19 protein-coding genes and 1 tRNA gene are annotated in these 18864 nt (G+C 65.7%); 5 read left to right on the plus strand and 15 right to left on the minus strand.

Annotated elements, in window-relative coordinates; genetic code table 11:
• Window positions 1-56 precede the first annotated feature (56 nt).
• Window positions 57-1718, minus strand: a complete 1662-nt coding sequence (locus BRAD3257_RS37745; protein ID WP_122406051.1) for a cisplatin damage response ATP-dependent DNA ligase — start codon at window positions 1716-1718, stop codon at window positions 57-59.
• A complete protein-coding gene (locus tag BRAD3257_RS37750) occupies window positions 1715-2752 on the minus strand; it encodes a ligase-associated DNA damage response exonuclease (protein WP_122406052.1) in 1038 nt (345 codons plus the stop codon). The genes BRAD3257_RS37745 and BRAD3257_RS37750 overlap by 4 nt, the downstream gene beginning before the upstream one ends.
• A 197-nt stretch (window positions 2753-2949) precedes the next feature.
• Here BRAD3257_RS37750 and BRAD3257_RS37755 point away from each other — a divergent pair, with 197 nt between their 5' ends.
• Together BRAD3257_RS37755 and BRAD3257_RS37760 are read left to right on the plus strand one after the other, a co-directional pair.
• Window positions 2950-3876, plus strand: a complete 927-nt coding sequence (locus BRAD3257_RS37755) for a class I SAM-dependent DNA methyltransferase (protein WP_122406053.1) — start codon at window positions 2950-2952, stop codon at window positions 3874-3876.
• 116 nt (window positions 3877-3992) lie between these two features.
• Window positions 3993-5222, plus strand: a complete 1230-nt coding sequence (locus BRAD3257_RS37760; protein ID WP_122406054.1) for an ABC transporter substrate-binding protein — start codon at window positions 3993-3995, stop codon at window positions 5220-5222.
• Between the two features lie 223 nt (window positions 5223-5445).
• On the opposite strand, the gene BRAD3257_RS37765 is transcribed toward BRAD3257_RS37760, so the two are convergent.
• The 11 genes from BRAD3257_RS37765 to BRAD3257_RS37815 all read right to left on the minus strand — a co-directional run bounded on the left by BRAD3257_RS37765 (window position 5446) and on the right by BRAD3257_RS37815 (window position 15673).
• Window positions 5446-6297: an amidohydrolase family protein gene (locus BRAD3257_RS37765; protein WP_122406055.1), complete on the minus strand. Its 852-nt coding sequence runs from the start codon at window positions 6295-6297 to the stop codon at window positions 5446-5448.
• A gap of 3 nt (window positions 6298-6300) precedes the next feature.
• Window positions 6301-7278 (minus strand): aldo/keto reductase, encoded by a 978-nt coding sequence (locus tag BRAD3257_RS37770; protein WP_122406056.1) that lies wholly within the window; start codon window positions 7276-7278, stop codon window positions 6301-6303.
• A 105-nt stretch (window positions 7279-7383) separates the two neighbouring features.
• Complete coding sequence (locus BRAD3257_RS37775; RefSeq protein WP_162500496.1) at window positions 7384-8316, minus strand: sugar-binding protein; 933 nt, start codon at window positions 8314-8316, stop codon at window positions 7384-7386.
• A 93-nt stretch (window positions 8317-8409) separates the two neighbouring features.
• Window positions 8410-9492, minus strand: coding sequence for an ABC transporter permease (locus tag BRAD3257_RS37780; protein ID WP_162500497.1), 1083 nt, complete (start codon window positions 9490-9492; stop codon window positions 8410-8412).
• Entirely contained in the window at window positions 9492-10250 is a 759-nt protein-coding gene (locus BRAD3257_RS37785; RefSeq protein WP_122406059.1) for an ATP-binding cassette domain-containing protein, read from the minus strand. The genes BRAD3257_RS37780 and BRAD3257_RS37785 overlap by 1 nt, the downstream gene beginning before the upstream one ends.
• 12 nt (window positions 10251-10262) lie before the next feature.
• On the minus strand, window positions 10263-11585 hold the full coding sequence (xylA, locus tag BRAD3257_RS37790) for a xylose isomerase (protein ID WP_122406060.1): 1323 nt from the start codon (window positions 11583-11585) through the stop codon (window positions 10263-10265).
• A complete protein-coding gene (gene xylB / locus BRAD3257_RS37795) occupies window positions 11586-13040 on the minus strand; it encodes a xylulokinase (RefSeq protein ID WP_122406061.1) in 1455 nt (484 codons plus the stop codon).
• Between the two features lie 82 nt (window positions 13041-13122).
• Window positions 13123-14178, minus strand: coding sequence for a LacI family DNA-binding transcriptional regulator (locus BRAD3257_RS37800; protein ID WP_122406062.1), 1056 nt, complete (start codon window positions 14176-14178; stop codon window positions 13123-13125).
• A 173-nt stretch (window positions 14179-14351) separates the two neighbouring features.
• The gene (locus BRAD3257_RS37805) at window positions 14352-14825 is read right to left on the minus strand and encodes a GNAT family N-acetyltransferase (protein WP_162500661.1); all 474 of its coding nucleotides are present in this window, start codon (window positions 14823-14825) and stop codon (window positions 14352-14354) included.
• Window positions 14826-14843: 18 nt separating this feature from the next.
• Window positions 14844-15425 carry a helix-turn-helix domain-containing protein gene (locus tag BRAD3257_RS37810; RefSeq protein ID WP_122406064.1) on the minus strand — a complete coding sequence of 194 codons (582 nt, stop codon included), beginning with the start codon at window positions 15423-15425 and terminating at the stop codon, window positions 14844-14846.
• Window positions 15426-15599: 174 nt separating this feature from the next.
• A tRNA-Gly gene (locus BRAD3257_RS37815) sits at window positions 15600-15673 on the minus strand.
• Window positions 15674-15849: 176 nt separating this feature from the next.
• Between BRAD3257_RS37815 and BRAD3257_RS37820 the strand changes: the two genes are divergently transcribed.
• The 3 genes from BRAD3257_RS37820 to BRAD3257_RS37830 are packed head-to-tail and all read left to right on the plus strand — an operon-like array spanning window position 15850 to window position 17693.
• A complete protein-coding gene (locus BRAD3257_RS37820; RefSeq protein WP_122406065.1) occupies window positions 15850-16428 on the plus strand; it encodes a methylated-DNA--[protein]-cysteine S-methyltransferase in 579 nt (192 codons plus the stop codon).
• Between the two features lie 9 nt (window positions 16429-16437).
• Entirely contained in the window at window positions 16438-17277 is an 840-nt protein-coding gene (locus tag BRAD3257_RS37825) for a helix-turn-helix transcriptional regulator (RefSeq protein ID WP_122406066.1), read from the plus strand.
• Window positions 17278-17333: 56 nt separating this feature from the next.
• Window positions 17334-17693, plus strand: a complete 360-nt coding sequence (locus BRAD3257_RS37830; protein WP_162500498.1) for a VOC family protein — start codon at window positions 17334-17336, stop codon at window positions 17691-17693.
• Window positions 17694-17805: 112 nt separating this feature from the next.
• Here the strand turns inward: BRAD3257_RS37830 and BRAD3257_RS37835 are convergent, their stop codons facing one another.
• Both BRAD3257_RS37835 and BRAD3257_RS37840 read right to left on the minus strand, forming a co-directional pair.
• Complete coding sequence (locus BRAD3257_RS37835; RefSeq protein ID WP_122406068.1) at window positions 17806-18180, minus strand: integrase core domain-containing protein; 375 nt, start codon at window positions 18178-18180, stop codon at window positions 17806-17808.
• Between the two features lie 2 nt (window positions 18181-18182).
• Window positions 18183-18794 (minus strand): helix-turn-helix domain-containing protein, encoded by a 612-nt coding sequence (locus tag BRAD3257_RS37840; RefSeq protein ID WP_145987102.1) that lies wholly within the window; start codon window positions 18792-18794, stop codon window positions 18183-18185.
• Between the last annotated feature and the right edge of the window lie 70 nt (window positions 18795-18864).

An 18864-nucleotide genomic window follows, 5' to 3' on the forward strand; every position in this document is an offset into this window, starting at 1 on the left:
GCAGGACAAGGGGCGCAACCGACCGGGTGAGAAACGAGTCCCGGCCCAGCACAGTTTCATATCTCAATCTCCTCCGGCTCCGCCTTCAGCATCCGCTCCAGCGTCTCCAGCCGGTCGGCCTCGCGCGGCGGCTTGTCCCAGCGCAGGCGGCTGATGCGGGGGAAACGCATGGCGACGCCGGATTTGTGCCTGGGCGAGCGCTGCAATCCCTCGAAAGCGACTTCCAGCACCAGACCCTTGTCGCCCTCGTGCACGACGTGGCGGACGGGACCGAATTTTTCGGTGGTGTTGCGGCGGACGAAGCGGTCGATCTGGAGCAGCTCCTCGTCGGTGAAGCCGAAATAGGCTTTTCCGACCGGGACCAGTTCCTCGCCATTCTCGGTCTCGGTCCAAACGCCGAAGGTGTAATCGGAATAATAGGACGAGCGCTTACCGTGGCCGCGCTGCGCATACATCAGCACGGCGTCGATGATGTGCGGATCGCGCTTCCACTTCCACCACTGCCCCTTCGGCCGTCCCGGCAGATAAGGCGCATCGCGCCGCTTCAGCATGACGCCCTCGATAGCGTCGGCATCCTCGCCGGCACCGGCGCTCGCGGGATTGGCACGTGCGGCGGTGAGCGCGTCCCAGCTTGCGAAGGGAACGGTGGGCGACAGATCGATACGGGCATCGTCGAGCTTCGCGACGAAGGTCTCCAGCCGTTCGCGCCGCTCCGCGAAAGGCAGCTCGCGCAGATCGTCCTCGTCGTCGCCGAGCAGATCATAGGCGCGCAAGTGAATCGGAAACTCCTTGATCAGTTTCGGCGAGACGACCTTGCGGTTGAGCCGCTGTTGCAGGACGTTGAAACTCTGCACGCGGCCCTCGCGCAGGATCAGAAGCTCGCCATCGATGGCGCCCGGCAGGTGCAGCGACGGCACGAGATCCGGAAAGCTGCCGGTGATGTCCTCGCCGGTGCGCGAATAGAGCCGCGCTGTGATGTGCCCCCGATCGTCGCGGCCGGCGACCGCCTGCACGCGGATGCCGTCCCATTTCCATTCGGCGATGTAGTCGGCGGGATCGAGCGCGGCGAAATCGCCTTCCTCGATCGCATGCGCGAGCATCACGGGCCGGAACGGCGCGGGATCGCGATTGACGGGTTTTTCGCCGCGTCCCTCCAGCCAGGCGAACAGGTCGAGATAGGGGGGACTAAGGCCGGGCCAGATCAGCTCGATATCGTGCGGGTCCTTGTCGCCGAGCGCGGCGGCCGCGGTCTTGGCCAGCCGCGCCGAGATGCCGATGCGCATCGCGCCAGTGACGAGCTTGAGCAGCGCCCAGCGGCCGGTCTCGTCGAGCTCGTCGAGCCAGCGCGCCAGCTGTGCCGGCATTTCGGTCTTGCCGAGCGTGCGCAGTGTGGTGACGACTTCGGTCAGTGTCGGAGGCGGCGGATTGTTGTGTGCCGCCAGCGCGGCCTTCGGCCACATCAGCGCCACCGTCTCCGAGAGATCGCCAACATAGTCGTAACTCAATCCGAACAGCACCGGATCGGCGCGCGCCGCGATCAGATCGCGGATCAGCCCAGGCTTGGCATGCTTGAAGCTGAGTGCGCCGGTCAGCGCCGCCAGCGCATAGCCGCGGTCGGGATCGCCGACTTCGCGGAAATAGCCGGTGATCAGCCGCAGCTTGTTGTTGCGGCCGGGCTCGTAGGCGAGGCGGTCCAGCAGCTCGGCGAAGCGGTTCATGCTTCGGCCTCGCCTTGAATGGGCGTCTCGCTCTCCTCCTCGTCGCCATAGCCGACGAGATCGAGCGGCCGCGCTTTCAGGCCCTTGCTCTGGCACCAATGCACCAGCGCATCTTCCTGGCCGTGGGTGACCCAGATCTCGCCGGCGCCAGTTGCGGCGATGGTCGCGGTAAGGCCGTCCCAATCGGCGTGGTCGGAGATCACCAGCGGCAATTCCACGCCGCGCTGCCGCGCCCGGGCACGCACGCGCATCCAGCCCGAGGCGAACGCCGTGACGGGATCGGGAAAGCGGCGCGTCCAGAGATCGGACGTTGCCGATGGTGGCGCCAGTGTAATGGTGCCGGCGAGCGCCGCCTTCTTCACGCCCTTCGCCGGCCGCAACTCGCCAAGTTCGATGCCGCGGCTCTGATAGTAATGCGTGATCGTCTCCATCGCGCCATGCAGGTAGATCGGCGCGTCATAGCCGGCCGCACGGAGCAGCGCGATAACCCGCTGTGCCTTGCCGAGCGAATAGGCACCGACAAGGTGTGCGCGCTCCGGAAACAATGCGACCGAGGCGAGCAGCTTCTTCACCTCGTCGCTCGCATCGCCGTGCCGGAACACCGGCAGCCCGAACGTCGCCTCGGTGATGAAGACGTCGCAGGGCACCAGCTCGAAGGGCGTGCAGGTCGGATCAGGCGCATCCTTGTAGTCACCGGAGGCAACGACGCAGGTGTCCTTAGCCGTCACCGCGACCTGCGCCGATCCCAGCACATGGCCGGCCGGGTGAAACTTGACGGTGACGCCGCCGAGCCGGATCTCCTCGCCATAGCGGACCGCTTGGGTCGATCCGGCAAAATTCTCACCATAACGTAGGCGCATCATATCGAGCGTTTCCTGCGTCGCCAGCACCGCGCCATGGCCGGCGCGGGCATGGTCGGAATGCCCGTGGGTGATCACGGCCCGCTCCACGGGACGGACTGGGTCGATATGGAAGGCGCCGGGCTTGCAGCATAGGCCGGCAGCAGTTGGCAGCAGGATGTCTTGCGGACGCATGTGAGTGATATAGGAACGGGCCGCTCCAAATTAAGCGGTCATGCGCGGGCTTGCCGTCTCCGCTAGGCTTCGCCGGCCCGGTGATGTACAAGCTCGCCGAAACCACTTGGTGAGGGCGGGACCCGCGCATCCATCTTCCTAAAGAGTTCTCTTATTGATGGATTGCCGGGTCAAGCCCGGCAATGACGAGTAGTTCCATGCCCCTGCGCCTGTTCCTGACCTCCGGCGATCTCATGGCCGACCGCCGTTTCGAGTTCGCGCGCGACCTGCAGCTCAAGGGCGACCTGCCCGCCGCCGCGGATCTCCTGGAGCAGGCGATCGAGCTCGCGTCTGATTTCACCTCGGCCTGGTTCACGCTTGGCGAGATCCGTCAGCAGCTCGGCGAGCGCGACAAGGCCATCGCGGCCTTCCGTGAAGCGCGCCGAACCGATCCCGAAGACCAGCACGGCGCCGGCCTGCACCTGATACGGCTCGGCGATGCGGAGATGGCGGAGATGCCGAAGGCCTATGTGCAGGCGCTGTTCGATCAATACGCGCCGCGCTTCGAGCACGCGCTGATCAACGATCTCGGCTATCGCGCGCCCGCGCTGATCTTCAAGGCGGTGCTGGCTGCGCGCGTCGCCGCCAAAAAGCCCGCCTACTTCAAGCGCACCATCGATCTCGGCTGCGGCACGGGTCTTGCGGCCGCCGCGTTCGCCAAGCAGGTCGACCATTTCATCGGCATCGACCTGTCGCCCGGCATGATCAAGGAGGCGCGCGCGACGAACCTCTATGCCGAGCTCGAACTCGCCGACATGATCGAGGGGCTGCGCGGCAAGGCCGACGCAAGCGCGAACCTCGTCGTCGCCGCGGATGCGTTCGTCTATCTCTCCGATCTCGCACCGGTGCTGAGCGAGGCCAGGCGCGTGCTCGTGTCAGGCGGCGTGCTCGCCTTCACGCTGGAGACGCATGACGGCAGTGGCGTCGTGCTTGGCGAAGGCCTGCGCTATGCCCATTCCGCGGAATATGTGCGCGGTGCCATCGCCAAGGCGGATCTCAAGCTGCTGACTTTGGAGCCGGCCTCGCCGCGCAACGAGAACAACGAGCCGGTGCGCGGCCTCGTCGTCGTTGCCGAGAAAACTTGAGTCTAGGCGCTGGCGCCTAGCGATTTCGAGCGTCATTGCGTCGCAAAGCTGCGACTTCCCACTTGCGAGCCGAGCTGCGATGCCAGCACAATGCGCTCGCTAGGGAGAAACAAATAATGACGAAGAATCCATCGCGGCGCGATTTCAGCGCCGCTGCGCTCGCCACCATCGCCGCATCCGCATTGCCGGCGCCTTACGTCTGGGCTGCGGAGAAGAAATACGACGCGGGCGCCAGCGACACCGAGATCAAGATCGGGCAGACTGTGCCGCATTCCGGCCCCGGCTCGCTCTACGGCGTGCTCGGCCGCATCGGCGAGGCCTATTTCCAGATGCTGAACGAGAAGGGCGGCATCAACGGACGCAAGGTCAAGTTTCTCACCATGGACGATGCCTACAGCGCGCCGAAATGCGTCGAGGCGACGCGGCGGCTGGTCGAGCAGGAGGAGGTGCTGGCGCTCTACGGCTCGCTCGGCACCGCACCGCAGACCGCCGTGCACAAATACCTGAACTCCAAGGGCGTGCCGCAGCTGTTGCTCAACACCGGCGCCTCGAAGTGGAACAATCCGAAAGAGTTCAAATGGACGATGGCGGGCCTGCCGCTCTATCCGACCGAGGCGCGCATCCTGGCCCGGCACGTCGTCAGCGTGAAGCCGAATGCGAAGATCGGCATCCTCTACCAGAACGACGATTTCGGCCGCGACTTCCTGGGGCCGTTCAAGAAGGTGTTGGCCGATGCCGGCGGCACCGCGCAGGTGATCATGGAGCAGACCTACGATCTCACCGATCCGACCGTCGATTCCCAGCTCATCAATCTCTCGAAATCGGGCGCCGACGTCTTCTACAACATCTCCACCGGCAAGGCGTCGTCGCAGTCGATTCGTAAAGTCGCCGAGCTCGGCTGGAAGCCACTGCAGTTGTTGTCGGCCGGCTCGACTGGACGCTCGATCCTCAATGCCGCGGGGCTGGAGAACTGCACCGGCATCGTCGCCATCCGCTACAACAAGGAGGTCGGCCTGCCGAAATGGGAGAAGGACCCTGACGTGATGGCGTTCGAAGAGCTGCGCAAGAAGTACCTGCCGAGCATCGACCCCGACAATACCATCGCCTTCGCCGGCTACGGCCAAGCCGTGACCATGGGCGAGATCCTGCGCCGCTGCGGCGACGAGCTCACCCGCGCCAACGTGCTGAAGCAGGCATCGACGCTCGCGGGTTTCCACTCGCCCTATTTCCTCGATGGCGTCACCTACAGCTACACGCCCGAGAACTACACGCCGATGAAGACGCTGTTCATCTCCACCTTCACCGGCAAGGACTGGGATATCTCCGACAAGCCGATGTCGGAGTAGGGTCGGCGAATTCCGCTGCCCCTTACCTCCTCGTTCCCCGCAGGGCGATCATATTTGAGATAGGATTCCCTGCGGCCATCTTTCGAGACGCCCGCTTTGGGCGGGCTCCTCAGGATGAGGAACGGGGTGCGCGGTGGTTGCTTCCGGGACACGGATGCCGCTTAGCCTCATCCTGAGGAGGCGCGTCAGCGCCGTCTCGAGGGACGAGGCGCGCGCTCAGGCGCTAAACGCGCGAGACCAGCCGATATGCCCGCGCCGCATTCACACCAAACGCCTTGTCCCGCACCTGCGGGCCAAGCCGCGCCAGGCAGGCCTCCAGCGCGGTCTTGATCTCGCCATAGCTTCCCGCAAGCAGGCACACCGGCCAGTCGGAGCCGAAGATCAGCCTGTCCTCGCCGAAACATTTTGCGGAGTGGTCGACGAACGGAAACAGCCGTTCCGCATCCCAGTCACTCCAGACCGCTTCGGTCGCGAGCCCTGAGATCTTGCACCAGACATTGCCGCAAGCAGCTAACGCGGCAATGCGGTCGGCCCATTCGTCGCTTCCACCGTCCGCGATCGGTGGCTTGGCGGCGTGGTCGAGCACGAAGCGCGCGTGCGGAAAGGCCTGCGCGGTTGCGATCGCCGCCGGCAGCTCGCGGGCACGAACGAGGAAATCGTAAGCGAGCTCGCGGGCGAATACGGCCGTGAGGCCGCGCTGGACGTCCTCGCGGAGCAGCCAGTCGGGATCGGTCTCGTCGTGGACCTGGTGGCGGATACCGACCAGCTTGCCGCCGCCCGGCAAGGCGCGCAGCCCGTCGAGCGTTTCGCCGAGGTCGCCATCGGTCAGATCGGCCCAGCCGACGACACCAACCACAGACGGCGTCACATGCGCGATGCGCAAGAATTCCTCGGTCTCCCCCAGCGCGGAGCGGCACTGCACCACGATACTGGCGTCGACGCCGTTTGCTTTCAGCAATGGCGCGAGATCGGCAGGACCGAAAGCGCGACGGATCGGCGCCAGCTCGTCCGCCGCCATCCACGGATAATCGGCGCGCGCCGGATCCCAGAAATGCTGGTGGCCGTCGATGATCATGTCCTACGCCCCGCCGGGAAGTGGCGCCCGCGCATCGACGAGCTTTCGTGCACGCAACTCCTGCCAGAACGCGGCGGGCACCGCCCTCTCCGACATCGCGATGTTGTCGGCGACTTCCGCGGCGTTGCGCGCCCCCAGCACGGCGACCGTCACCGCCGGATGCGCCATGCAGAACCGCAGCGCGGCGGCTTTCAGCTCCGTGCCGTGCCTGCGGCAGAGTTCATCGAGCTCCAGCGCACGCGCGACGAGCGCCGCATCGGCATCCTGATAGTTGAACTTGGCGCCAGTTCGCGGATTGGCCAGAATGCCGCTGTTGTAGATGCCGCCGAGCAGGATGCCGATGTTCCTGGCCTGGCAGAGCGGAAACAGCGCCTCCAGCGCGCCCTGATCGAGCAGCGTGTAGCGCCCGGCGAGCAGGAAGCAGTCGACCGGCACGACCTCGGCGAAGCGAACCAGCATCTCCGATTGGTTCATGCCGGCGCCGATCGCCTTGACTGTGCCCTCACTGCGCAGGCGCTGCAGCGCGCGGAAGGCACCGGCGACGGCCTCGTCATAATGGTCGTCGGGGTCATGCACCAGCAGGACGTCGACGCGGTCGAGCCCAAGCCGCTCCAGGCTCTCCTCAACCGATCGCATCACGCCGTCATGGCTGAAATCGAACACCGGCCGCTCGCGCGGCGTGCCCTTGTAGTGCTCATCCTCGGCGGCGCCATCATCGGGGGCGCGCAGCAGACGGCCGACTTTTGTCGAGATGGCGTAGGTGTCCCGCTTCTGTTGCCGCAGGAATCCACCGAGCCGCCGCTCCGCGAGGCCGAAACCGTAGAGGGGCGCGGTATCGAAAAAGCGGACGCCGGCAGACCAGGCGCGCGCGATCGTTGCCTCCGCGTCGGCGTCACTGACTGGTGCGAACAGTCCGCCGAGCGGGGCGGAACCGAGGCCGATCGAGGTGACATCGAGAGCGCCGAGCCGTGACCTTTTCATTCCCATTGCCTTCCAGGAGTCTTCTTCCAACCGCCAAATCATCTCCCCCGCTCGCGGGAACCGCAAGCGGGGGAGGCACGCAGGAGCACGGGGCTGGCGGAGCTCCTACTTCAGCATCTGCGCGACATTGTCCTTGGTCACGAGGTCGAGGCCGGTGTAGACGATCTCCGGCACCTTCTCGCCCTTCTTGATCGCGAGCAGCGTGTCCATCGCCTTCTCGCCCATCTCGAACGGACGCTGGCCGACCAGCGCATTGGCATAGCCGTCACGCAACAGCTCGAGCTGCATCTTCAGCGTGTCGGCGACGACCAGCGTGAACTTGCCGGAATCGATGTCCTTCTTGTTGCGGGAAGCGAAGGCCTTGAAGCCTTCGGGGGCGAACATCGGCCAGCCGCCGATGGGAACGATCGCGGCGAGGTCGGGCGTTGCCGTGCGCATGTCCGTCATCTGCTGGACCGCCAGCGCGGGATCGTCGTTGCAGAACGTCGGGGAGCCCGCGACTTCGGTCCATTTCGAACCCTTCAGCGCCTCGCGAACGCCCTCGACGCGCTCGGCGAGGTTCTTGGCGCCGGGACCACCGGAGACCATGGCGTACTTTCCACCGTCGGGCCGCATCTTCAGCAGTTGCTTGCCGAGGGCCAAGCCGAACTCCTTGTTGTTGGTGCCGATATAGGCGATCCGCTTGGAGCCTGGGGCATCCGCATCAAAAGTGATGACAGGAATGCCGGCGGCGGTTGCCGCCTCGATCGACTTGGTCATGGCCGCGACGTCGGCGACCGAGATCGCGAGGCCGTCGACCTTCTGGGTGATGAAGTCCTGGATGATCTGGGCCTGCGTCGCCGGCTCATGCTCCACCGGTCCCTTATAGATGCACTCGATGTTGCCGAGCTCCTTGGCGCGCTTCTGGCAGCCATCGCGCGCGAAGTCGAAGAACGGATTGTTCATCGCCTTGGGCACGATGACGAAGCGGTAGTTCGCAGCAAATGCCGGCGTCGCCATCAGCGCAACGGCGATTCCCGCAAGCAGAAGTTTCCTCATTATCTCCTCCACCCTCGTTTGGTGCCCATCCCCTCGAAAGTGCCCGGGAAGCGGACAGGCGGCATTTGGTTGCCTTCCCGGGATGACATGACGTCAGCTCATCCGCGAACGGATCCGGTCGACCAGCACGGCCAGAATGATGATCACGCCCACCAGCGTCTGCTGCCAGTAGGAGGAGACCTGTGCCAGCACGAGACCGTTGCGGATCACTTCCAGCAGCACGCAGCCGACGATGGCGCCAAGTGGGCCGCCGATGCCGCCGGCAAGGTTGGCGCCGCCGATCACGGCCGCAGCGATCACGTTGAGCTCGTAGGACGTCGCCATGTTGGCCGGCGCCGATCCCAGCCAACCGGAGATGATGATGCCCTGCAAGCCCGCGGCGAGCGCGCAGATCACATAGACCTCGATCTTCACCCGTACGACCGGAATGCCGGTGAGCTCCGCCGCCTTCTCGTTGCCGCCGAGCGCGAAGACATGGCGGCCGAACGAGGTGTGATGGAGCACCACCGCCATCGCCAGCGCGAGGATCACGAGATAGATGAAGGGCATGGGCACGCCGAGCACGTCGCCCGAGGTGAGCCCGTAGAAGTAGTCGGCGTCCGGGCCGCCCGGAAAACTGCCGCGACCATTGGAAACGACATAGCCGAGCCCGCGCACGATCGAGAGCATGCCGAGCGTGGTGACGAAGGGCGACAGGCCCAGCACGGCGATGCAGAAGCCGTTGACGAGACCCGCAATCAGCGCAACGCCGAGGCCCGCAGCCACGGAGATCAACAGGATCAGACCGGGTACGTTAGCGACCACCGTCTTGCCGTCGGCGGCCATGTGCACGAACAGCGAGGCGCCGAGCCCGCCGGGCGTCGACAGCTCGGTCATGACCATCGAGGTGATCATGGCGGAGAAGCACATCATCGAGCCGACCGAGAGGTCGATGCCGCCGGTGATGATCACGAAGGTGACGCCGAGCGTGGCGATGGCGATGAAGGAAAAATTCTTCGCCACGTTCTGCATGTTGCCTTCGGTGAAGAAATAAGGGCTGGCGAAATGCATGATCACCAGCAGCACCGCCAGCGCGATCAGGACATAGCCGGTCTGGGAGGCGAAGATGCCGCGCTGCCACCATCTGATCCGGCCGACATTGGTGAAACTGATCGGTGATTCCAAGGGCACGGCCATCACGCCGCCTCCTTCGCGCCGGTGATGAGGGCGGTGACTTCCTCCGGTGAGGTCTCGTGGATCGGCTTGTCGGCCCGCTTCTCGCCGCGGCGCATGACGACGACGCGATCGCAGACCGCGAACACGTCGGGCATGCGGTGCGAGATCAGCATGACGGCGACCCCCTGCTCCTTCAGCCGGTGGATCAGGCCGAGCACCTGCTCGACCTGGCGCACCGAGATCGCCGCGGTCGGCTCGTCCATCATCACCAGCCGCGCGTTGGAGAGCCGTGTCCGCGCGATCGCGACCGCCTGGCGCTGGCCGCCCGACATCTGCTTGACGAGATCGTCGGGGCGCGTCTCGGAGCGCAGTTCGCCGAACAGCTCCAGTGCCCGCGCCGCCATCGCCTTGTGGTCGAGCAGCGCGATGGGTCCGAACTTGCGCTTCAGCTCGCGGCCGAGGAAGACGTTGGCGGCGGCGGTCAGATTGTCGGCGAGCGCGAGATCCTGGTAGACGACCTCGATGCCGACGGCGCGGGCATCGACCGGGCGGTTGAAGTGGACCGCGCTGCCCGTAAAGCGGATCTCGCCGTGAGTGGGGCGGAAATTGCCGGCGATGATCTTGACCAGCGTCGACTTGCCGGCGCCGTTGTCGCCCATCAGGCCGACCACCTCGCCGGGGAACACCTGCATGTCGACGTCGTGCAGCGCGCGGATCGCGCCGAACTCCTTGCCGATGCCGGTGAGTTCGAGGACCGGTGTCGCGTCAGCTCTCGTCATCAGCGGCCTTCCTCAGACATAGCGGTTGACCAGGGATTCCAGATATTCCTGCCGGCCGGAGCGGGGCTGCGGATCGAAGCCGGGAGACATCGCACGGTCGGCGAGATCGGCGAGCGAACGCTGACCGCCGAGAATGGCCCTGCCCTCAGGCCCAGCCCAGCCCTCATAGCGCCTGGCAAGCGGTGTGGTGAGCACGCCGGCGTCGAGCATGTCGGCGGCGGCGAGGAAGGCACGCGCGCAGGCATCCATCGAGCCGACATGGGCGTGGATGAGATCATCGGGGTCGATCGACTGGCGGCGGATCTTGGCGTCGAAGTTGAGCCCGCCCGTGGTGAAGCCGCCGCGGTTCAGGATCTCGTGGAACACCAAGGCGAGTTCCGGCACGTTCATCGCAAACTGGTCGGTGTCCCAGCCGAGAAGATCGTCGCCGCGGTTGATGTCGAGCGAGCCGAACACGCCGAGCGCCTCGGCCAGCGCGACCTCATGATGGAAGGAGTGGCCGGCGAGGATGGCGTGGTTCTGCTCGATGTTGAGCTTGACATCGTTGAGGAGATCGAAACGTTCGAGAAAGCCGTAGCAGGTGGCGACGTCGAAATCATACTGATGCTTGGTCGGCTCCTTCGGCTTCGGCTCGATCAGGATCGGGCCCTTGAAACCGATCTTGTGCTTGTGCTCGACGACGAGGGAGACGAAACGGCCGAGCTGGTCGAGCTCGCGCTCGAGATCGGTGTTGAGCAGCGTCTCGTAGCCCTCACGTCCGCCCCACAACACATAGTTCTGGCCGCCGAGCCGGTGCGTCACCTCCAGTGCGGCCCGGACCTGGCCGGCGGCATAGGTGAAGATGTCGGGGTCCGGATTGGTCGCTGCGCCCGCCATGTAACGGCGATGCGTGAACAGGTTCGCGGTACCCCAGAGCAGGCGGACCTTTGCCGCGGCCATCTTCGCTTCGAAGATATCGGCGATCGCGTTGAGATTGGCAACGGACTCGCTGAGCGAAGCGCCTTCCGGCGCGGCGTCGACGTCGTGGAAGGTGAAGAAGGGTACGTCCAGCAGGCGGAACAGCTCGAAGGCGATATCGGCCTTGGCCCGCGCCATCGCCATCGGATCGGTGCCGTGATGCCAGGGCCGCAAAAAGGTCTCACCGCCGAAGGGATCGCCGCCGGGCCAGCAGAACGAATGCCAGTAACAGACCGCAAAGCGCAAATGATCCTCGAGCTTGCGACCATGTACGAGGCGATCCTTGTCGTACCAGCGGAAGGCGGGCGCGCTTTCCGCATCCTTGCCAGCGAAGGCTATGGGTGCGCTTGCATCGAAGAATTTGGCTGACACGTTCACTTAAACAGGCTCCTTCAATGCGGGATAAAGCGCGCGCCAGCGACGATAGGCCTCGTCATAGGCCGCAGTTACAGATGCACGGGGCGTGAAGCTCGCAAGCCGCCGCGGACGGGTGCAGACGTCCGCGGGATCTTCGCCGGTTACGGCGAGCCGTCCGAGCCGCGCGGCGCCGAGCGCGGCGCCGACCTCGCCTTCCTCGACCCGGTGGACGGGAATGCCGAGCACGTCGGCGCAGATCTGCGCCCACAGCGGCGAGCGCGAGCCGCCGCCGACGAGATCGACCTCGGCAATCGGCCCGCTCGCTGCGCTCAGCGCCGCCAGATTGTCGCGCGCGGCAAAGGCGACGCCTTCCAGCACGGCCTGCACGATCTGGCTCCGGCCGGTCGCGCCGCGCAAGCCGATGAAGGCGCCGCTGGCGGCGGCATCGTTGTGCGGCGTGCGCTCGCCGTCGAGATAGGGCAGGAATTTGATCGGGCTCGGGGCATCGACGCGCTCGCCGAGCGGCGCCAATAGCGTTGTGGCCGGCGTCTCCATCACGCCAGACAGCCACGCGAGCGAAGCCGCCGCCGACAGCATCACGCCCATCTGATGCCACAGGCCGGGCAGCGCGTGACAGAAAGCATGCACGGCCGATGTCGGCGCGGCGGCGAAGCGATCGGTGACGCGGAACAGGACACCCGACGTTCCCAGCGACAGGAAAGCATCGCCCGGCGCAATGGCGCCGAGTCCGATCGCGCTGGCCGCATTATCGCCGGCGCCGCCCGCGACCACGACATTCCCGGTCATGCCCCAGCGCCGCGCGTAGTCCGGCGCGAGCAATGCGCTCACCGCGCTGCCCTCGACGAGGCGGGGCATGTGGTGCAGGTCGAGCCCGGTGGCATGCAGCAGCAACGCGGACCAGCGGCGCAGGCCGACGTCGAGCCACAGCGTGCCGGCAGCATCCGACATATCCTCGACCATCTCGCCGGTAAGGCGATAGCGCACATAGGCTTTCGGCAGCAGCACCTTTGCCACGCGGTCGAATATCTCCGGCTCATGCCGCGCCACCCACAGCAGCTTCGGCGCGGTGAAGCCCGGCATCGCGAGATTGCCGGCGATCGCATGCAGCGAGGGACAGCGCCGCTCCAGAGCTGCGCATTCGGCCTGCGAGCGACCGTCATTCCAGAGGATGGCCGGACGCAGCGGCTGGCCGTCCTCGCCAAGCAGCGTCGCGCCGTGCATCTGACCTGACAGCCCGATGCCGCGAACCTGCGCAACCTCGCGCGAATGGCGCGCGGCGAGATCGTCGATTGCGCCGATCGTCGCATCGACCCAGGCATCGGGGTCCTGCTCGGACCACAGCGGCGCGGGGTGCGACAGCGCAAGCTCGCGCGGCGCCGTCGCGACAACCGCGCCGGCTTCGCTCACGAGCACCGCTTTCACACCGGATGTGCCGATGTCGATTCCGAGATACACGTCACCCTCCCTTTCGCATGCTGCGGCGCGCGATCTTGCGTCGCCTTGCCCCGCAGCGGGCCTTTTCGAAATCCACCTGCCGCTAAGGCAGATTGTCCCGCATCACGATGTCGATCCTGATCTTCTCCTGTTCGCGCAAGATCGGCTCGCCGCGGGCGAGCGCCAGCAGCACGCGCACGGCGGCGCGCGCCTCATGTCCGGGGTTCTGCGAGATCGCGGCGTCCATCACGCCCTGCAGCAGCAATCGGCGCGTCAACGCGGTGACGTCGTGCCCGACGAACACCAGCTTGTCGCGACCAGCCTCGTTCAACGCCCTGTCGTTCAGCGCTTTGGCAACGCCCTGCGTGCCGGCGCCGACGTTATAAAGGCCGACGATGTCGGCATGCCTGCCGAGCAGCTGTGCCAGCAGCTGTTCCGAGCGGTCGTCCTCGTCGCGCCCTTCCAGCACCGGCAGCACGTCGAGGCCGGGGAATTCAGACGCCATCACCTGGTTGAAGCCGAAGATGCGCTCGGCGTGGTCGCGCAGGCCCTGCGAGCCCGCGACGATCGCGACCTTGCCGGACCGCCCGCCGACCAGGCGCCCGATCAGCGCGCCGGCGGTGCGGCCCGCAGCGATGTTGTCGATCCCGACATAATGGTGGCGGCGCGAGGACGGCACGTCGGAAACCAGCGTCACCACCTTGGCACCGGCATCGACGAGGTCGTTGATCGCGGCGCGGACACCGGGATGGTCCAGCGCCACCACGGCAACGCCGTCATATGGGCCCGACAGCGCCTCCAGCGAAGCGGCGAGCACGGAAGGATCGAACACGTCGGTCGGGACCATCTCGACGCTGAGGCGGCGGGCCGAGAGCCAGGCCGCCATCTCGCCGAGATAGGCTTCGATCTGCTGCATGAACGGGTTCGGCCCCGACGGCATCACGAAGGCGAAGCGGCGGGCGCGGCCGCGGGCGAGCTCGGCGGCGGCCACATGCGGCTGGAACGAATTGCGCTCAATGGCTTCCTTGACGCGGCGGACCGTATCCGGGCGCACCCCCGGCCTGTTGTGCAGGACGCGGTCAACCGTCGCGAGACTGACGCCGGCCTCGCGGGCGATGTCCTTCAGCGTCAGCGCAGACGGGGTGAGAGTCTCGGCCATGGCTGAAGGCTAGCAGAGGTGTTTTGAGGTGCGCAACTCATTTAGCGTCGGCCATCCCCGGTCGCCGCCACCTTGAGGAACAGCTCCTCGACCGGGCCCGCGATCTGGAGGAAGCCGCCCGGGACATCGCCCCCGAGCGCGCGCTCGACGAGATCGAGGAGACGGCTCCTGATCTACCGGCGCGCCGGCGCCGACAGGTCAAGCGTCAGGAACAGACTGTTGGGATCCTCGACATAGCCGTCGAACGGGCCGCAGGCGATGAAGCCGTGCGCCTGATAGAGCGCGTGCGCCGGCTTGAAATAGTCCCACGAGCCGGTCTCGAGGCTGAGACGCCTGATGCCGCGTGCACGAGCCTCAGTCATGATGTGGCGGAGCATCTGGCCGCCGAAGCCCCGTCGCCGCGTAGTCTGAAGCGTGTGCATCGACTTCACCTCGCCGTGGTCAGCCGAGAGCGTCTTCAACGCACCGGTGGCGACCAGCGTCTCGCCATCCCAGCCGGTCCAGAACGCGATCTCGGGCGCGCGAAGCCCCGCGAGATCGAGCGCATGGGCGCTGCCCGGCGCGGTCTGCGCCCGCGCGGCCGCAACGTGATGATCGAGCAGCGCGATGACGCGCGGATCATGGGTGTCGCCGGTGCGGATCTGCATCATCAGGATCTCCTGGTCTCACATCTTGCCATAGGAGGCGCCGCGCCGCGTGATGATGACGTAGCGCGCGTCCTGCTTGGTTTCGTTCTCGAAGATCACGGCGCGCATCACGTCGAAATCCAGGCAATCGCCCTCACGCAGCCGCACCGCCTTGGCATCGATATGCACGGCGATGGCGCCCTCCAGCATCAACAGCTGCTGGGTGAAGGCGTTGCGGCCCCAGGGGCTGTACGGCACCCGCGCGCCAGCCGGCAGGTCGACGACGATGATCTCGATGCCGCTTGCCGCATCGGTCGGCGAGGCATGCCGCCTGCGATAGCCGCTCTCGGGATCGCGCCAGTGCGGCTGGTCGGCGAACCGCACCAGCCGCTCCGGTGGCTTCTCGGCCAGCGCGACGACATCGCTCAGCGACACGTCGAGCGCGGCGCAGAGCCTTCCGAGCAGCGCCGCCGTCGCACTGCTCTGCGCCCGCTCCACCCGCCCGATCATGGCCCGGCTCACGCCGGAGCGGCCCGCGAGTTCGTTCAGGGTCATCCCCGCCTGCGTCCGCAGCGTCTTCAGGCGCCGACCGATCGCGCGGTCGAGTTTCTGCTGGTCCATGACCTCCTCTTCGCATAACGCCCCGGCGCCAGGACCGTACGCGCGAAGACGACGGAGCTTAGCGCGTGAAAGGTCGAACGCCGGCAAATGGGGGGCTAATATATTGGAATCTCGCAGCTGCGGGCGAAATCCGAAGCAATCGGGCCCGGCTCGAGATCACGGTCGGTGAAACATTGGAGCGGGCGAAGGGAATCGAACCCTCGTATGCAGCTTGGGAAGCTGCCGTTCTACCATTGAACTACGCCCGCGGATGCGCGCCTTGCGCCGCTCCTGATTAGCCGAGACGGCGCCTCCCGCCAAGCGGTTTGGCGCGTCCGCCCGGACGGTTGTTAACGTCCTGGTAAGATTCCAGGTGCGCCGCATTGTGGCGGTGTTATGATTTGATCTGTCGGGGGAGAAAACGTGCACTGAGTGGGGCGTGTGCATGGTGGGGCGCGCGTACGCGATATTCGACACGGCGCTGGGGCGCTGCGGCATCATTTGGAGCAGCAGCGGCGTGGTCGCCGTGCAATTGCCGGAGGCGCGGGAGATCGACACACGCCGCCGGATCTTCCAGGTCCATCCCGAGGCGCGCGAGCAGCGCCCGTCCGAGAACGCCGAGCTTGCGATCGAGGGCATCAAAGGCCTGCTGCGCGGCAGTGATCCTGATTTCTCCGACGTCAGCCTGGATGCCGGCGGGCTGCCCGGCTTCAACCGGCGGGTCTACGAGTTCGCCTGCACCATTCCACGCGGAGAGACGCGTACCTATCACGAGGTGGCCAAGGCGCTGGGCGCCTCCGGCGCGGCGCACTCGGTGGCGCAGGCGATCGCGAGTAATCCCTTCATGCTGATCGTGCCTTGCCACCGGGTGCTGGAGGCCGGCAATTACACCGGCAGGCTCTCGCCCTATGGCGGCGTGATCTCCAAGCGACGGCTGCTGGCGCTCGAAGGCGCCCATCCCGTCGCCAGCAAGACGCTGTTCGAGGTGCTGCTGCCGGTTGCTCCGCCGCGCGCTGCTACCTAGATAGGCGGGATGGACGCGACCGCGCTGCTGACGACGCCATCGATGACGGTCTCCGAGTTTCGCTGCGATGCGGGACCGGACGACACGCCGTTTGCGGAATGCCGCACCGGCCATTCCATAGCCTATGTGCGCTCTGGCAGCTTCGGCTGCCATTGCCGCGCCGGCTTCTTCGAGCTGGTGGCGGGCTCGTTGCTGATCGGCGCGCCCGGCGAGGAATACACCTGCACGCATGAGCATGTCAGCGGCGACGTCTGCCTCGGCTTCTTCTTCAGCGAGGACCTGGTCGATGCCCTTGGGGGACGGCGCGAGACCTGGCAGATCGGCGCGACACCGCCGCTGCCCGAACTGATGGTGCTGGGCGAGCTGGCCCAGACGGCAGCAGATGGCAACAGCGACCTCGGCCTCGACGAGATCGGCCAGATCCTCGCCGGCCGTTTTGTCGACGTGGTCTCCGGCAAGGCCCGCAAGCCGGCCACGCCGACTGCGCGTGACCGCCGCCGCGCGGTGGAGGCCGCGCTGTGGATCGACGACAACTCGCATGCCGAGCTCGACCTCGAACAGGCAGCAAAGCAGGCCGGCCTCAGCCCGTTTCATTTCCTGCGGCTGTTCTCGAGCGTGCTCGGCGTCACCCCGCATCAATATCTGGTGCGCTCGCGGTTGCGGCACGCCGCGCGCAAGCTTGCCGACGACGACACCGCCGTCACCGACATCGCCTATGACGTCGGCTTCGGCGATCTCTCCAATTTCGTCCGCACCTTCCATCGCGCCGCCGGCGTGTCGCCAACCAAGTTCCGGCAGGCCTCGAAGGGGGAGCGCAAGATTCTCCAAGAGCAGCTTGCCCTCAACTGACTAGGGTCGTCTCCGGCGCGTGCCATTCGCGGCACGCTTCTACAATGGAGATGATCATGTACGACCACATCGGATTGCGCGTTGCCGACCTCGACGCCGCCACGCGCTTCTACACCGCAGTGCTGGCGCCGCTCGGTTATGTCGTCTGTTCCAGTGGCGACGGCTATGCCGGGTTCGGACCGAAGGGCGAGCCAGCGCTGTGGCTGCACCTGAACAAGGGACGGAAGGCCGATGGTGCGCATATCGCGTTTCGCGCCAAGGACCACGACGCGGTCAAGGCGTTCCACAGCGAGGGGCTGAAGAGCGGCGGCCGAGACAATGGCGGCGCCGGGCCGCGCAGGGATTATGGCCCGACCTACTATGCGGCGTTTTTGATCGATCCCGACGGAAATAATGTCGAGGCGGTTTGTGTGTGAGCTCTAGCCAATTGCTTCGTCATTGCGAGGAGCTCTTGCGACGAAGCAAATCCAGACTGTCTCTGCGGAAATATCACTGGATTGCTTTCGCTGTGCTCGCAATTGTCGATGTTCAATAATTCGCTGATTGGATTGCGGTGGTCTTGGAAGCGGCGAAAGCCTTGGGAGTTTGTCCTGCCAAGGCCTGATGGGGTCTGTGGTTGTTGTAGTAGACGAGGTACTCGAACAGTTCATTGGCGAAGTGGTCCAGGTTGTCGAAGGTCGTACCCTCGATGACGTCGTCATCGAGGGTACGCCAGAAGCGTTCGACCTTGCCGTTGGTCTGCGGCCGATAGGGCCTGGTGTAGCGGTGCTTGATGCCGAGCTCGAGCAGCATGGCCTCGAATGGATGCTCGGCCGGCTTGGTGCGGGCGGCGAACTCGGCGCCGTTGTCGGACAGGATTTCCTGGAAGACGAGCCCATAGGTGACGTTGAGGGTGTTGATCATCTTCAGGTCTTGAACATGACCGGCAGCGCCTTCTTGGATGTCAGGACCTCGGCCCAGGCCAGACGCGAGCAGCTGTCGATCAGGCTGATGATGTAGGCCGTGACCGGGGGTGGCGCGAGGAACATATCGCGCGGCAATTGATGCAGATCGACGTGGCCCAGCTCCCCGAGCTTGTCCTTGATAATACGGCGTTTCTCCTCGCGCATCGCCGGCGTGCGGCGGTTCAGGCGGTGGCGCTTCAGCACCCGGTAGATCGTGATCGGCGAAGGTACCGTGTCGCGCGTTTCGCGCAAGACGGCATGAATCTCATAACGGTTCATCCCCCGCTTGCGATGGGCGACGATCTCCGCCTCGATCCCTTCCGGCTCGCGCCGTTCCCGCCACTTCGGGCCGCGCCGCCGCGGCAGCAGATCCGCGTCCTCGCCGCTCTGCAGATAGCGATTGTAATACTTGCGGAACGTCTGCGAGCAGGTCCCGTGGTGCCGGTAGAAGTCGCCGACCCGCTTGAACAGCGGCGATCGGCCAGCCTTCACCGCCTCATACTCCGAAATCAGAAAACGCCACTTCTGCAGATAGTTGCGTTCAACCGTTCGGTCATAGCTGTTGTCTCGCATCGGATCGTTCCTCCGCTGGAGCGATCCAATCAGCGAATTATTGAACATGCACAGCAATGACGGTGTTTGC

The organism is Bradyrhizobium vignae (assembly GCF_900324035.1).
Lineage (GTDB): Bacteria > Pseudomonadota > Alphaproteobacteria > Rhizobiales > Xanthobacteraceae > Bradyrhizobium > Bradyrhizobium vignae.

Excerpts from the sequence above, each read along its gene's own strand:
- BRAD3257_RS37745 (WP_122406051.1), bottom strand. The coding sequence starts at position 1,718 with ATGAACCGCTTCGCCGAGCTGCTGGACCGCCTCGCCTACGAGCCCGGC.
- BRAD3257_RS37750 (WP_122406052.1), bottom strand. The coding sequence starts at position 2,752 with ATGCGTCCGCAAGACATCCTGCTGCCAACTGCTGCCGGCCTATGCTGC.
- BRAD3257_RS37755 (WP_122406053.1), top strand. The coding sequence starts at position 2,950 with ATGCCCCTGCGCCTGTTCCTGACCTCCGGCGATCTCATGGCCGACCGC.
- BRAD3257_RS37760 (WP_122406054.1), top strand. The coding sequence starts at position 3,993 with ATGACGAAGAATCCATCGCGGCGCGATTTCAGCGCCGCTGCGCTCGCC.
- BRAD3257_RS37765 (WP_122406055.1), bottom strand. The coding sequence starts at position 6,297 with ATGATCATCGACGGCCACCAGCATTTCTGGGATCCGGCGCGCGCCGAT.
- BRAD3257_RS37770 (WP_122406056.1), bottom strand. The coding sequence starts at position 7,278 with ATGAAAAGGTCACGGCTCGGCGCTCTCGATGTCACCTCGATCGGCCTC.
- BRAD3257_RS37775 (WP_162500496.1), bottom strand. The coding sequence starts at position 8,316 with ATGAGGAAACTTCTGCTTGCGGGAATCGCCGTTGCGCTGATGGCGACG.
- BRAD3257_RS37780 (WP_162500497.1), bottom strand. The coding sequence starts at position 9,492 with ATGGCCGTGCCCTTGGAATCACCGATCAGTTTCACCAATGTCGGCCGG.
- BRAD3257_RS37785 (WP_122406059.1), bottom strand. The coding sequence starts at position 10,250 with ATGACGAGAGCTGACGCGACACCGGTCCTCGAACTCACCGGCATCGGC.
- BRAD3257_RS37800 (WP_122406062.1), bottom strand. The coding sequence starts at position 14,178 with ATGGCCGAGACTCTCACCCCGTCTGCGCTGACGCTGAAGGACATCGCC.
- BRAD3257_RS37805 (WP_162500661.1), bottom strand. The coding sequence starts at position 14,825 with ATGCAGATCCGCACCGGCGACACCCATGATCCGCGCGTCATCGCGCTG.
- BRAD3257_RS37810 (WP_122406064.1), bottom strand. The coding sequence starts at position 15,425 with ATGGACCAGCAGAAACTCGACCGCGCGATCGGTCGGCGCCTGAAGACG.
- BRAD3257_RS37820 (WP_122406065.1), top strand. The coding sequence starts at position 15,850 with ATGGTGGGGCGCGCGTACGCGATATTCGACACGGCGCTGGGGCGCTGC.
- BRAD3257_RS37825 (WP_122406066.1), top strand. The coding sequence starts at position 16,438 with ATGGACGCGACCGCGCTGCTGACGACGCCATCGATGACGGTCTCCGAG.
- BRAD3257_RS37830 (WP_162500498.1), top strand. The coding sequence starts at position 17,334 with ATGTACGACCACATCGGATTGCGCGTTGCCGACCTCGACGCCGCCACG.
- BRAD3257_RS37835 (WP_122406068.1), bottom strand. The coding sequence starts at position 18,180 with ATGATCAACACCCTCAACGTCACCTATGGGCTCGTCTTCCAGGAAATC.
- BRAD3257_RS37840 (WP_145987102.1), bottom strand. The coding sequence starts at position 18,794 with ATGCGAGACAACAGCTATGACCGAACGGTTGAACGCAACTATCTGCAG.